The organism is Vibrio stylophorae (genome assembly GCF_921293875.1).
Classification (GTDB): Bacteria; Pseudomonadota; Gammaproteobacteria; order Enterobacterales; family Vibrionaceae; genus Vibrio_A; species Vibrio_A stylophorae.
In genome coordinates this window covers 176,905-189,351 of record NZ_CAKLDI010000001.1, presented here as the reverse complement: position 1 = coordinate 189,351, position 12,447 = coordinate 176,905, and the positions used below count along the sequence as shown (strand labels likewise).

At 47.6% G+C, this 12,447-nt stretch carries 7 protein-coding genes, 3 tRNA genes and 3 rRNA genes; 2 read left to right on the top strand and 11 right to left on the bottom strand.

The genetic code is table 11. The features are described from left to right. Nucleotides 1–6: 6 nt before the first annotated feature. Both birA and murB read right to left on the bottom strand, forming a co-directional pair. Nucleotides 7–975, bottom strand: a complete 969-nt coding sequence (birA, locus tag L9P36_RS00895) for a bifunctional biotin--[acetyl-CoA-carboxylase] ligase/biotin operon repressor BirA (RefSeq protein ID WP_237464207.1) — start codon at nucleotides 973–975, stop codon at nucleotides 7–9. Beyond that, on the bottom strand, nucleotides 968–2,011 hold the full coding sequence (gene murB, locus L9P36_RS00890; protein WP_237464206.1) for a UDP-N-acetylmuramate dehydrogenase: 1,044 nt from the start codon (nucleotides 2,009–2,011) through the stop codon (nucleotides 968–970). Before murB ends, birA begins: the two co-directional genes overlap by 8 nt. Nucleotides 2,012–2,069: 58 nt before the next feature. On the opposite strand from murB, the gene L9P36_RS00885 reads away from it, so the two are divergent. After that, the gene (locus L9P36_RS00885) at nucleotides 2,070–2,507 is read left to right on the top strand and encodes a GNAT family N-acetyltransferase (RefSeq protein ID WP_237464204.1); all 438 of its coding nucleotides are present in this window, start codon (nucleotides 2,070–2,072) and stop codon (nucleotides 2,505–2,507) included. Nucleotides 2,508–2,662: 155 nt separating this feature from the next. Here the strand turns inward: L9P36_RS00885 and L9P36_RS00880 are convergent. The 6 genes from L9P36_RS00880 to L9P36_RS00855 form a co-directional block, all read right to left on the bottom strand. Continuing rightward, nucleotides 2,663–2,739, bottom strand: a tRNA-Asp gene (locus tag L9P36_RS00880). A 36-nt stretch (nucleotides 2,740–2,775) separates the two neighbouring features. Continuing rightward, a 5S ribosomal RNA gene (rrf, locus tag L9P36_RS00875) occupies nucleotides 2,776–2,891 on the bottom strand. Nucleotides 2,892–2,986: 95 nt separating this feature from the next. Continuing rightward, a 23S ribosomal RNA gene (locus L9P36_RS00870) occupies nucleotides 2,987–5,877 on the bottom strand. A gap of 239 nt (nucleotides 5,878–6,116) precedes the next feature. Next, a tRNA-Ala gene (locus L9P36_RS00865) sits at nucleotides 6,117–6,192 on the bottom strand. A gap of 39 nt (nucleotides 6,193–6,231) precedes the next feature. Beyond that, nucleotides 6,232–6,308, bottom strand: a tRNA-Ile gene (locus L9P36_RS00860). A 65-nt stretch (nucleotides 6,309–6,373) separates the two neighbouring features. Then, nucleotides 6,374–7,926 (bottom strand): 16S ribosomal RNA (locus tag L9P36_RS00855). The 16S, 23S and 5S rRNA genes sit together here with 3 tRNA genes alongside, the layout of an rRNA operon. 567 nt (nucleotides 7,927–8,493) lie before the next feature. Here L9P36_RS00855 and L9P36_RS00850 point away from each other — a divergent pair. After that, the gene (locus L9P36_RS00850; protein ID WP_237467813.1) at nucleotides 8,494–8,940 is read left to right on the top strand and encodes an RNA recognition motif domain-containing protein; all 447 of its coding nucleotides are present in this window, start codon (nucleotides 8,494–8,496) and stop codon (nucleotides 8,938–8,940) included. Here L9P36_RS00850 and murI read toward each other — a convergent pair. From murI to L9P36_RS00835, 3 genes are all read right to left on the bottom strand, one after another. Continuing rightward, entirely contained in the window at nucleotides 8,891–9,736 is an 846-nt protein-coding gene (gene murI / locus L9P36_RS00845) for a glutamate racemase (RefSeq protein ID WP_237464203.1), read from the bottom strand. The two genes, L9P36_RS00850 and murI, sit on opposite strands and share 50 nt — an antisense overlap. Nucleotides 9,737–9,793: 57 nt before the next feature. Then, nucleotides 9,794–10,456, bottom strand: a complete 663-nt coding sequence (locus tag L9P36_RS00840) for a Dph6-related ATP pyrophosphatase (RefSeq protein ID WP_237464201.1) — start codon at nucleotides 10,454–10,456, stop codon at nucleotides 9,794–9,796. 84 nt (nucleotides 10,457–10,540) lie between these two features. Further along, nucleotides 10,541–12,424, bottom strand: a complete 1,884-nt coding sequence (locus tag L9P36_RS00835) for a TonB-dependent receptor domain-containing protein (protein WP_237464199.1) — start codon at nucleotides 12,422–12,424, stop codon at nucleotides 10,541–10,543. Nucleotides 12,425–12,447 lie beyond the last annotated feature (23 nt).

Here is a 12,447-nt window from a genome sequence, read left to right as displayed (position 1 = left end):
AGACAATTAAGCATCACTGCGTAGTGAGATTTCACCACCAAGATAGGGATGAATTCCCGTTTCTGTCTCAAGCATCAGTGCACCTTGGTGATTAATTCCACGGGCAATGCCACGGACTTCATTAGGACCTATTAGCAGCTTCACTGGGCGATTGAGAAAGTTATCCAGTCGATTCCAACGCTCAACAAAACCCGCCAATCCTTGCGCTTCATACTGTAATAGCGTTTGTTGTAGACGATTAAGTAAATCTGCAACCAATTCATTTCTCGCTGGCAGCACGCCACAGGCTTGTTGCAAATTGGTCCACGGCTGAGTCACGCCCTCTGCCGCTTGCGCTGGCATGGCTAAATTAATCCCCATACCAATCACCAAATGCGCTGCTTCGCCGGCTTGTCCTGTCATCTCAACTAAAATACCGGCCAACTTTTGATCCTGATAATAAAGATCGTTTGGCCATTTCACTTTGACGCCATCACCACCAAAAGCTTCACACCATTCAGCAAGCGCGACGCCCACAACCAAGCTTAAGCCCATAGCTGCAGCCATACCTGCATCAAGTCGCCAATACATGGAGCAATAAAGATTTGAGCCAAAGGGCGAAATCCACTGACGCCCTCGGCGACCACGACCTGCCACCTGATATTCAGCTAAGCACACCGCGCCTGATGAAAGCTCACCGACGCGATCAAGCAGATATTGATTGGTTGAATCGATCACAGGTTTGACCAAAATCGCAGGCAAGCTAGGTGCGAGTTGCTTCAGCTGACTCTCGTCAAGCAAATCCAAGGGCTGACTAAGGCAATAACCCTTACCTTGCACCCGATAGATATCCAAACCCCATTGCTGAAGTACTTGAATATGTTTTGCAATAGCCGCGCGGCTCATTCCCAGTAATTCACCCAAGGCTTGACCTGAGTGAAATTGGCCATCTGCCAATTGACGAATCAGTGTCAAGCGTGGCCCATGCTCAACCATATCGCACCTGCTCTAAGCGTGTTTCACCATGACAACCAATAAAGCGAACTTCATGCTCAAGGGAGACACCAAATTTCGCTTTCACTGTGTCGACGACATGCGCTGCTAACGCAATCACATCCTGAGCGGTTGCCCCGCCCTTATTGACTAACACCAAGGCTTGCTTGTCATGTACCGCAGCGCCGCCAATTTGAAATCCTTTCAAGCCGGCTTGGTCAATCAACCAACCAGCCGCTAATTTTTGTGTATTTTCACCTGCAGCAAAGTGCGGCATATTAGGGTATTCCGCTAACAGCGCGTCAACATGTGCTGTCGCAACTACTGGGTTTTTAAAGAAGCTACCCGCATTACCAAGCTCTTTCGGATTCGGCAATTTCGCCATTCGCGTTTGGCACACTTCATCAAAAATCGCTTGCGCTGAAACTGGGCGGTCTGCAAATACAGAAGCCAAACCACCGTAATGCAATACAGGCTGCCAATCTTTAGCTAATTTCAGATGAACATAGGTGATTACGCGATCTTGATAGGCATGCTTAAAGATGGAATCACGATAACCAAACTGACACTGCGCATTGGTTAAGGTTTCAGACTCCCCTGTCATCGGATTTAAACATTCTACCGACTCACAGACATCTTTGAGCTCCACGCCATAAGCACCAATATTTTGAATTGGTGATGAGCCCACACAACCGGGGATCAGGGCAAGATTCTCTAAGCCATAAATTCCCTTGGCTAAGCATTGCTGAATCAACTGATGCCAATCTTCACCGGCGCCGACGCGTAAATGCCAAGCAACATCGCTTTCTTTGATTTCAATTCCCATAATGCGATTACGTACAACCACACCTTCAAAGTCATCACAGAAGAGCAAATTGCTACCTTGCCCTACAACCAATTTGGGTAAGTTTTGATAACGTGGGTCACGCCATAGCTGAATCAGCTCATCAGGCTGTTCAATATCGACAATTGCCGCAGCTTGGCTATGAATAGCAAAGGTATGAGAGTGGATGAGATCCCGAGTTGGTAGTTGATTCATGGTATGATGCTTATCAGTGAAAACTGATGCATTCTAACGCAATCCCTAGGAAATAGCAGTGACCGACCCGACTTCTCTAAGCATACAGCCACTTGACCCTATTCGCTTTCCACTGGCTCAGCGCTTCTATAAAACGCATTATCCAGCAGGCAAGGCCAATAAGCAGGAGACGATTTGGGTGCTTGAGCGTCAAGGTGTCATCCTTGGTGCCGTTCGTTTCAAATTGATTGGAAACGAGCAGCTTCTGACCGGTATGGCGATTGATAGTCATAAACGTGGGCAAGGGCTTGGCAACCTACTGCTCAAAGGCTGCCTTAGCCATATTCAATCAACACCTTGTTACTGCTTTGCTTATGCGCACCTCGAAGGGTTTTACCAGCAACATGGCTTCGAGACGATTGAACCACAAACGCTGCCTAACGAGCTGCGCATGCGTTTTGAACGCTATAGCCAAACGAAAAATTTAATTACCATGGCTTATCAGCAACCTAAATGAACACATAGCAAGCTTTGTACAACACATGGATAAGGGCTCGAATGCGCCTTTTTTATCATCAAGTGATGAGTAAAAAAGTAAGCCCTAACAACAGAGGCCTAGGAAACATTCAGACGTAAAAAAGCCCAAGTCTTTCGACTTGGGCTTAGTATAAGTGGCGGAGCGGACGGGACTCGAACCCGCGACCCCCGGCGTGACAGGCCGGTATTCTAACCAACTGAACTACCGCTCCACTCAAGCAGATGCGATGCATCAGCTTAAATTTGAAGCCTGGCGGTGACCTACTCTCACATGGGGAAGCCCCACACTACCATCGGCGCAGCTGCGTTTCACTTCTGAGTTCGGCATGGAATCAGGTGGGTCCACAGCGCTATGGCCGCCAAGCAAATTTGTTAAATCTGGAAAGCTTTATTCGACTAGTTCTTGCTTCGTTCTCAACACAATCAAGCTTGTGTACGTAAAACCCTCTTGGGTGTTGTATGGTTAAGCCTCACGGGCGATTAGTACAGGTTAGCTCAACGTCTCACAACGCTTACACACCCTGCCTATCAACGTTCTAGTCTCGAACAACCCTTTAGGAGACTTAAAGTCTCAGGGAAGACTCATCTTGAGGCTCGCTTCCCGCTTAGATGCTTTCAGCGGTTATCGATTCCGAACTTAGCTACCGGGCAATGCCACTGGCGTGACAACCCGAACACCAGAGGTTCGTCCACTCCGGTCCTCTCGTACTAGGAGCAGCCCCTCTCAATCTTCCAACGCCCACGGCAGATAGGGACCGAACTGTCTCACGACGTTCTAAACCCAGCTCGCGTACCACTTTAAATGGCGAACAGCCATACCCTTGGGACCGACTTCAGCCCCAGGATGTGATGAGCCGACATCGAGGTGCCAAACACCGCCGTCGATATGAACTCTTGGGCGGTATCAGCCTGTTATCCCCGGAGTACCTTTTATCCGTTGAGCGATGGCCCTTCCATTCAGAACCACCGGATCACTATGACCTGCTTTCGCACCTGCTCGAACCGTCATTCTCGCAGTCAAGCGGGCTTATGCCATTACACTAACCTCACGATGTCCGACCGTGATTAGCCCACCTTCGTGCTCCTCCGTTACTCTTTGGGAGGAGACCGCCCCAGTCAAACTACCCACCAGGCACTGTCCTCACCCCAGATAATGGGGCCAAGTTAGAACATCAAACATACAAGGGTGGTATTTCAAGGTCGGCTCCACAGAAACTAGCGTCTCTGCTTCAAAGCCTCCCACCTATCCTACACATGTAGGCTCAATGTTCAGTGCCAAGCTGTAGTAAAGGTTCACGGGGTCTTTCCGTCTAGCCGCGGGTACACTGCATCTTCACAGCGATTTCAATTTCACTGAGTCTCGGGTGGAGACAGCGTGGCCATCATTACGCCATTCGTGCAGGTCGGAACTTACCCGACAAGGAATTTCGCTACCTTAGGACCGTTATAGTTACGGCCGCCGTTTACCGGGGCTTCGATCAAGAGCTTCGAGTTACCTCTAACCCCATCAATTAACCTTCCGGCACCGGGCAGGCGTCACACCGTATACGTCTTCTTTCGAATTTGCACAGTGCTGTGTTTTTAATAAACAGTTGCAGCCACCTGGTATCTGCGACTCTCAGCAGCTCCATCCGCAAGGGACTTCACCATCAAGAGCGTACCTTCTCCCGAAGTTACGGTACCATTTTGCCTAGTTCCTTCACCCGAGTTCTCTCAAGCGCCTTGGTATTCTCTACCCGACCACCTGTGTCGGTTTGGGGTACGGTTCCTGATAACCTGAAGCTTAGAGGCTTTTCCTGGAAGCATGGCATCAATGACTTCACCACCGTAGTGGCTTCGACATCAGGTCTCAGTCTTAAGTGTCCGGATTTGCCTAAACACTCAACCTACACCCTTGAACCAGGACAACCGTCGCCTGGCCCACCTAGCCTTCTCCGTCCCCCCATCGCAGTTATCAGCAGTACGGGAATATTAACCCGTTTCCCATCGACTACGCTTTTCAGCCTCGCCTTAGGGGCCGACTCACCCTGCCCCGATTAACGTTGGACAGGAACCCTTGGTCTTCCGGCGAGGGAGTTTTTCACTCCCTTTGTCGTTACTCATGTCAGCATTCGCACTTCTGATACCTCCAGCAAACTTCTCAGTTCACCTTCAACAGCTTACAGAACGCTCCCCTACCCAATATACTAAAGTACATTGCCGCAGCTTCGGTGTATTGCTTAGCCCCGTTACATCTTCCGCGCAGGCCGACTCGACCAGTGAGCTATTACGCTTTCTTTAAATGATGGCTGCTTCTAAGCCAACATCCTGGCTGTCTGAGCCTTCCCACATCGTTTCCCACTTAGCAATACTTTGGGACCTTAGCTGGCGGTCTGGGTTGTTTCCCTCTCCACGACGGACGTTAGCACCCGCCGTGTGTCTCCCGGATAGTACTTACTGGTATTCGGAGTTTGCAAAGGGTTGGTAAGTCGGGATGACCCCCTAGCCTTAACAGTGCTCTACCCCCAGTAGTATTCGTCCGAGGCGCTACCTAAATAGCTTTCGGGGAGAACCAGCTATCTCCGAGTTTGATTGGCCTTTCACCCCTAGCCACAAGTCATCCGCTAATTTTTCAACATTAGTCGGTTCGGTCCTCCAGTTGATGTTACTCAACCTTCAACCTGCCCATGGCTAGATCACTCGGTTTCGGGTCTATATCCAGAGACTAAACGCGCAGTTAACACTCGCTTTCGCTACGGCTCCCCTAATCGGTTAACCTCGCCACTGAATATAAGTCGCTGACCCATTATACAAAAGGTACGCAGTCACACCACGAAGGTGCTCCCACTGCTTGTACGTATACGGTTTCAGGTTCTATTTCACTCCCCTCACAGGGGTTCTTTTCGCCTTTCCCTCACGGTACTGGTTCACTATCGGTCAATCAGGAGTATTTAGCCTTGGAGGATGGTCCCCCCATATTCAGACAGGATACCACGTGTCCCGTCCTACTCGATTTCATCTAAAGTGCACTTTCAGCTACGGGGCTATCACCCTGTATCGCCGTCCTTTCCAGGAACGTTCGCTTAGCACACTAAAAACTTAAGGGCTGGTCCGATTTCGCTCGCCGCTACTTTCGGAATCTCGGTTGATTTCTTTTCCTCGGGGTACTTAGATGTTTCAGTTCTCCCGGTTCGCCTCTTACAGCTATGTATTCACTGTAAGATACTTGCTTATGCAAGTGGGTTTCCCCATTCGGAAATCCATGAGTAGTAATGACTCTTACCGTCTCCTCATGGCTTATCGCAGGTTAGTACGTCCTTCATCGCCTCTGATTGCCAAGGCATCCACCGTATACGCTTAGTCACTTAACCATACAACCCGAAGAGGGCTATATGAACAGTCACCAAGATTTCTAGTTTTCGCCGTACTCAAGACACTTGATTGTGTTTTTGAGAACTCGTTTATTCATATGGGTATATGAATAAACATTTTTAGTTATTCATTGAACTTACATTCAAATGAATTTACTAGTCAGCTTTCCAAATTTTTAAAGAGCATGTGTTTCTTTCGAAACCATTTTTAAAAGCACTTAAGCAAATGCGTTTAAAGATGGTGGAGCTATGCGGGATCGAACCGCAGACCTCTTGAATGCAAATCAAGCGCTCTCCCAGCTGAGCTATAGCCCCAAATATTTCGCTTACATCCAATTCTTTCTGGAGAAGAATTGGTGGGTCTGAGTGGACTTGAACCACCGACCTCACCCTTATCAGGGGTGCGCTCTAACCACCTGAGCTACAGACCCAATAAGCGTTGCTCGTACTTTATAACCAAATCAATCTGTGTGGACACTTGTCAGTAGTCTTTAGGTAAGGAGGTGATCCAGCCCCAGGTTCCCCTAGGGCTACCTTGTTACGACTTCACCCCAGTCATGAACCACAAAGTGGTGAGCGTCCTCCCGAAGGTTAAACTACCCACTTCTTTTGCAGCCCACTCCCATGGTGTGACGGGCGGTGTGTACAAGGCCCGGGAACGTATTCACCGTGGCATTCTGATCCACGATTACTAGCGATTCCGACTTCATGGAGTCGAGTTGCAGACTCCAATCCGGACTACGACGTACTTTTTGGGATTCGCTTACCATCGCTGGTTCGCCGCCCTCTGTATACGCCATTGTAGCACGTGTGTAGCCCTACTCGTAAGGGCCATGATGACTTGACGTCGTCCCCACCTTCCTCCGGTTTATCACCGGCAGTCTCCCTGGAGTTCCCACCATTACGTGCTGGCAAACAAGGATAAGGGTTGCGCTCGTTGCGGGACTTAACCCAACATTTCACAACACGAGCTGACGACAGCCATGCAGCACCTGTCTCATAGTTCCCGAAGGCACCAAAGCATCTCTGCTAAGTTCTATGGATGTCAAGAGTAGGTAAGGTTCTTCGCGTTGCATCGAATTAAACCACATGCTCCACCGCTTGTGCGGGCCCCCGTCAATTCATTTGAGTTTTAATCTTGCGACCGTACTCCCCAGGCGGTCTACTTAACGCGTTAGCTCCGAAAGCCACTCCTCAAGGGAACAACCTCCAAGTAGACATCGTTTACGGCGTGGACTACCAGGGTATCTAATCCTGTTTGCTACCCACGCTTTCGCATCTGAGCGTCAGTCTTTGTCCAGGGGGCCGCCTTCGCCACCGGTATTCCTTCAGATCTCTACGCATTTCACCGCTACACCTGAAATTCTACCCCCCTCTACAAGACTCTAGATGACCAGTTCCAAATGCTATTCCCAGGTTAAGCCCGGGGCTTTCACATCTGGCTTAATCATCCGCCTGCATGCGCTTTACGCCCAGTAATTCCGATTAACGCTCGCACCCTCCGTATTACCGCGGCTGCTGGCACGGAGTTAGCCGGTGCTTCTTCTGCAGCTAACGTCAAATGGCAAGAGTATTAATCTTACCACCTTCCTCACTGCTGAAAGTGCTTTACAACCCGAAGGCCTTCTTCACACACGCGGCATGGCTGCATCAGGCTTGCGCCCATTGTGCAATATTCCCCACTGCTGCCTCCCGTAGGAGTCTGGACCGTGTCTCAGTTCCAGTGTGGCTGATCATCCTCTCAGACCAGCTAGGGATCGTCGCCTTGGTGAGCCTTTACCCCACCAACTAGCTAATCCCACCTAGGCGTATCCAGTAGCACAAGGCCCGAAGGTCCCCTGCTTTGCTCCAAAGAGATTATGCGGTATTAGCCATCGTTTCCAATGGTTATCCCCCTCTACTGGGCAACTTCCTAGGCATTACTCACCCGTCCGCCGCTCGCCGCCCATAAACGCACCCGAAGGATTGTTTATGTCGCTGCCGCTCGACTTGCATGTGTTAGGCCTGCCGCCAGCGTTCAATCTGAGCCATGATCAAACTCTTCAATTAAAAGTTTTTTTGGTCTTTCGACCGACTCAATGAATACTGATTACATTACTATCGTAATGTGAATTGACTGTGCCAAATCTTTCGATTTGTTTGGTCACTCAGTTCATTGATTTAAATCTTTCGACTATCAATAACGAGTGCCCACACAGATTGATTGGTTACATTGTTAAAGAGCGTTGACTCAGCAGCTTCGCTGCTTTGTCAGGGAGGCGTATCTTACGCTTTCCTAACTTGAAGTCAAGAAGAAATTTTCAATTTATTTTCGAGTCACTCTCGAAATCAAAAACGTCTTGTTGACTTCGCTTCGTTGTTCTTTCGAAGCCTTCCAGCTTTCTGCGTTAGTTCGCGTCCGCCGTGTCAGTGGGGTCGCATTATAGGTGGCGAATGTGATATCGCAAGAACTTTTTCGTATTTTTTTTTCGATTGATTAAATCATCATCTATTCTGTGTTCTGCGCTTATTTTTCCGGCAAAAACTTAGCATTATTGTTGCTAGGCAGGATGCTCTGTAACATTTTACTAACGCGCATTGTTTATTTTCGCTCTTGATATAGCAGACTACTTTATGATGAAACCTTCTTATCTTGCTTTTATCGTCAATCTAGCCATTGCCATCATTGGTTATTTCACTTTGCCCGCTCAGATTTTTTCGCCAGCAACTGCATTTGCTGTGGGTGCGGCGGTGGCAACTTGTCTTTATTTGTTTATTTTGATGATTGCACCTTCACGTTCGCCGATGATGGATCAGGCGAGCAAAACTATTTATGTGGGTAATCTGCCCTACCGTGCCAATGAGAATGACGTGAAAAATCTTTTCAGCCTGCATGGCGAAGTCTTTGCTGTGCGCTTAATGAAAGACAAACGCACTGGCAAACGTCGCGGCTTTGGTTTTGTGGTAATGGCGGCAGCCGATGCAGAAAATGCCATTGCCGCACTGAGTAATTCAGAATATGGCCAACGAACCCTTAAAGTGCGTATCGCGAATGATCCGCGCAGCGAGGAAAATCTAGACTAACGCAGTGTTCAAAGCCAAGCGATTGTAGCGCCGGTTGTAAACGCGCAACCTTGGCGGTCATCTCTGCGCAATAAGCGATGCCGGTCATCGCTTTTTGTTTTTCTTCTATATAAGAAGTTGATTGCAATTTGTCATCATTCAATAAGAACGCAACACGCTCAGCGATAGCATCGCCTGAGTCCACAATGGCAACTTGCGCCGAGAGCACCTGTTTCAGTTCCTCTCTTAATAGTGGGAAATGGGTACAGCCCAATACGATGCAATCTACTTTTTGATCCCAAGGGGCAAGCAGAGCGGCTAGTTCATCACAGTCGACCGCATCGCCCATTAGTTTTTCTTCGGCTATTTCAACAAGGCGGGTAGAGCCCAAACGCAGCACTTGGCAGTCTGATGCAAACTCTTCAATCAATGCACGGGTATAGTCACGATTAACCGTTGCTGGGGTTGCCAGTAAACCGATACTTTTCATTTTTGAACAAGCGGCAGCCGGTTTAATCGCAGGTACGACACCGACCACAGGTATATTTAACGCGGCTCGCAGTGATGGCAGCACGACAGTGCTTGCGGTATTACAGGCGATCACCACCAAGTCGATGGCATGCTTTTGCATCACTCGTTCAATGATGCCATGGGTACGCGCAATGAGCTCTTTCGGCTCAAGTTCGCCATAAGGGAAACCTGCATTGTCAAAGGCATAGATATATTGCGCCGCCCCCAACTTCGCCTTTACCGCTTGGTAAATCGATAAGCCGCCGACACCTGAATCAAAAAACAATATATTCGCTTGCTGAGACACTGCATTTTTCCACTACGAAAGATGTTGCGATCATACGCCGCCGGTTTGATTTGGCAATCATTGGACTTGGTATCTTTGATATACAAAGCGCTCAGTCTTTTCTACATGGGTTTGCTGCACTGCAATGGGCGCAGAAAAACTGCGGGTATTGGTCACCAGGGTATGAAATTCACCATCCTCACCACAAGGATCCACACTTTGGGGCAGCGTTTCTAGTAACTTGGCATTATAGGGGTGACCGCAAAATTCGGGTGATAACTGCTGACTATCCACAGTGACTATATGCGTTTCAATGCCGCGCGCAATGATCTCCTGCGCCAATGCTGCGCTGCTTTCCCCCAATAAAGGCAAGACACACTGCCAGCCCGCAGGTTCAATATAACTGCGACGATAGGCTGCAATGCCATTACAAAACATATCGCCAAAGGCGACTGCATCAATGGGTAATCCCGAATCTTTGAGCCCATTAATAATGGTGGATTGATAAATGGCATTGCTTGGAAAGACTTCAGGCAATTCAATGAGAACCAGCGGTAAACCTAAACGCTGCGCTTGCAGGGATACCACAGCTAAGGGCGTCGCTTGAAAAGGCACTTCCTTCGCAACATAAGTGGTAAATAGACCGACCACCTGATAACGCGGATCCTCCATTAAGCGCTCTAACACTAAAGTTGCGTCTTTGCCGCTCGACCAGCTGATGATGACGTTGATTTTTTGCATCTCTCTTTTATATCCGTCTTTGATATTCGTGCCAGCAATAAAAAACCGCCCGAAGGCGGTTTATCTTAGCAAACAGCAACCCACTTAGAAGCGGTATTGCGCATTCAAGTAGTAAGCTCTTTCTTGGGTGTTGTAGGTATATGCTGTTTGATACTCTTCATCAAACAAATTTGTTACCTTACCCTGCACGATGAAATTAGCGTTGATGTCATAAGAAAGCGCAAAATCAACCAAACTATAAGCATCGAGTTTAGTTGTATTTTTCGTATCATCAAAACGCTCACCTTGATACATATAGGCTAAATCCGCTTGGAATTGGTTGTATTGGTAGCTAATGAGCCACTTATAAACCGCCTCTGCGCGACGACTTAACTCTTTCGATTCGAGTTGCGGAGGCTCATTCCAACCTGCAACATTCACCGGATTATCTGAATCAAGCAAATCAACCGAAACTGAATGACTCAATGGACCTGTATCAAATTGTGCCGTAATCTCAATACCATTGATCGTCGCATTGGAACTTTCCAATGCTACACCTTGACCTTGATAAGAAATAAGATTATCAATTTCATTACGGTAAGCCGCTACACGAAACATCCCATAGTTTGAATAAGCCTCAAAACCTGCCTCATAACTCAAAGACTCTTCAGGCTTTAGATTTGGGTTACCATAACCTGGCCAATATAAGTCATTGTAGGTCGGCGTTTTGAACGCAGTTCCTGCCGAAGCAAATACACGTAAGGCTTGCGCAATATCATAAGCAACACCTAACTGCCACGTTGTATAATCACCGTATACATCATTATTGTCATAGCGAAGACTTGCTTCTAACGCCAACTGCTGAATTTGAGCTATCGACGATGCATAAACCGCAGTATTGTTACGCTTTTCTCCATCATAGCGCTGGAAAACACCAGTATCAGAATTGTATAAATTAGAGTCAGCAACAGAATCTTGTGAATATTCAACACCACCAAGAACTTTAAAATTATTAGACAACTCATATGAATTAAGCCAATTGGTCACAAATCTCTCAGTGACAATTGTACTCCCAGGGAATTCACCGCCGACTTGTATTGACTCATCACGGTTTTGAGCAATCGTCAACGATGAATACCAACTTTCAGACTGATATTCAGCTTGAGCCGCAATATTATATAACTTCGTTTTCTGCTCTACTGGCGAAAGCTTGCCTGTCTTCCAATCAGAATAACCATCATATTCACTCTGCCCATCATGATAAAAACCGCTGACTCGTCCCGTCCAATTCGCATTGAATTGTTTACCTAGTTCTAACGATAAATCTTGACGATGGAAGCCGTCTTTATCTGGCTGCTGAGGAGCATAATTTTGATCGGTAACATTAAATCCATTTGATTTTTCTAAATTTACGCCCGCCTTAATCCAACTGTCATCACTGACATGTAAATAACCTGATGCACTTCCTTGATAATATTGATCACTACCCAAGCCTAGATTTACAAGTCCAGCGTTAGTTTCAGAAAAGCCAGCATCTGTGATGATGTTAATGACGCCACTAATCGCATCTGCACCGTATACAGCTGCACGAGCACCACGAATAACTTCAATTTTTTCAACGCCAGTTAATGGTATGGCTGTGAAATTAGCCTCACCAAGCGTCGCGCTTCCAATACGAACGCCATTGACTAAAACGATCAAATGACTCGTTGCACCACCACGGACAAACACACTGCTAGATTGCCCTAAGCCACCACTATTCGTTACCTGAATACCTGGTAACCATTTCAACGCATCTGTTAGCGTCTTAAATTGCAGCCTTTCAATTTGCTCTTTTGTGATGACATCACTAGATGCAATGACAGAATCCTTAGGCTGCTCAAAGCGGTTGGCGGTAACAACAATGGTATTTTCATCAGTGGACTGTGCGTAAGACGCAGAGAAAGGCAGCAGCGAAACCAGCGCTACTGCAAGTTTTGATTGGTTCATTTTTATTTCATCCTAAATCGCGT

Coding starts and splice junctions, on each gene's coding strand:
- L9P36_RS00835 (WP_237464199.1), bottom strand. CDS start 12,424: ATGAACCAATCAAAACTTGCAGTAGCGCTGGTTTCGCTGCTGCCTTTC.
- L9P36_RS00840 (WP_237464201.1), bottom strand. CDS start 10,456: ATGCAAAAAATCAACGTCATCATCAGCTGGTCGAGCGGCAAAGACGCA.
- L9P36_RS00850 (WP_237467813.1), top strand. CDS start 8,494: ATGAAACCTTCTTATCTTGCTTTTATCGTCAATCTAGCCATTGCCATC.
- murB (WP_237464206.1), bottom strand. CDS start 2,011: ATGAATCAACTACCAACTCGGGATCTCATCCACTCTCATACCTTTGCT.
- birA (WP_237464207.1), bottom strand. CDS start 975: ATGGTTGAGCATGGGCCACGCTTGACACTGATTCGTCAATTGGCAGAT.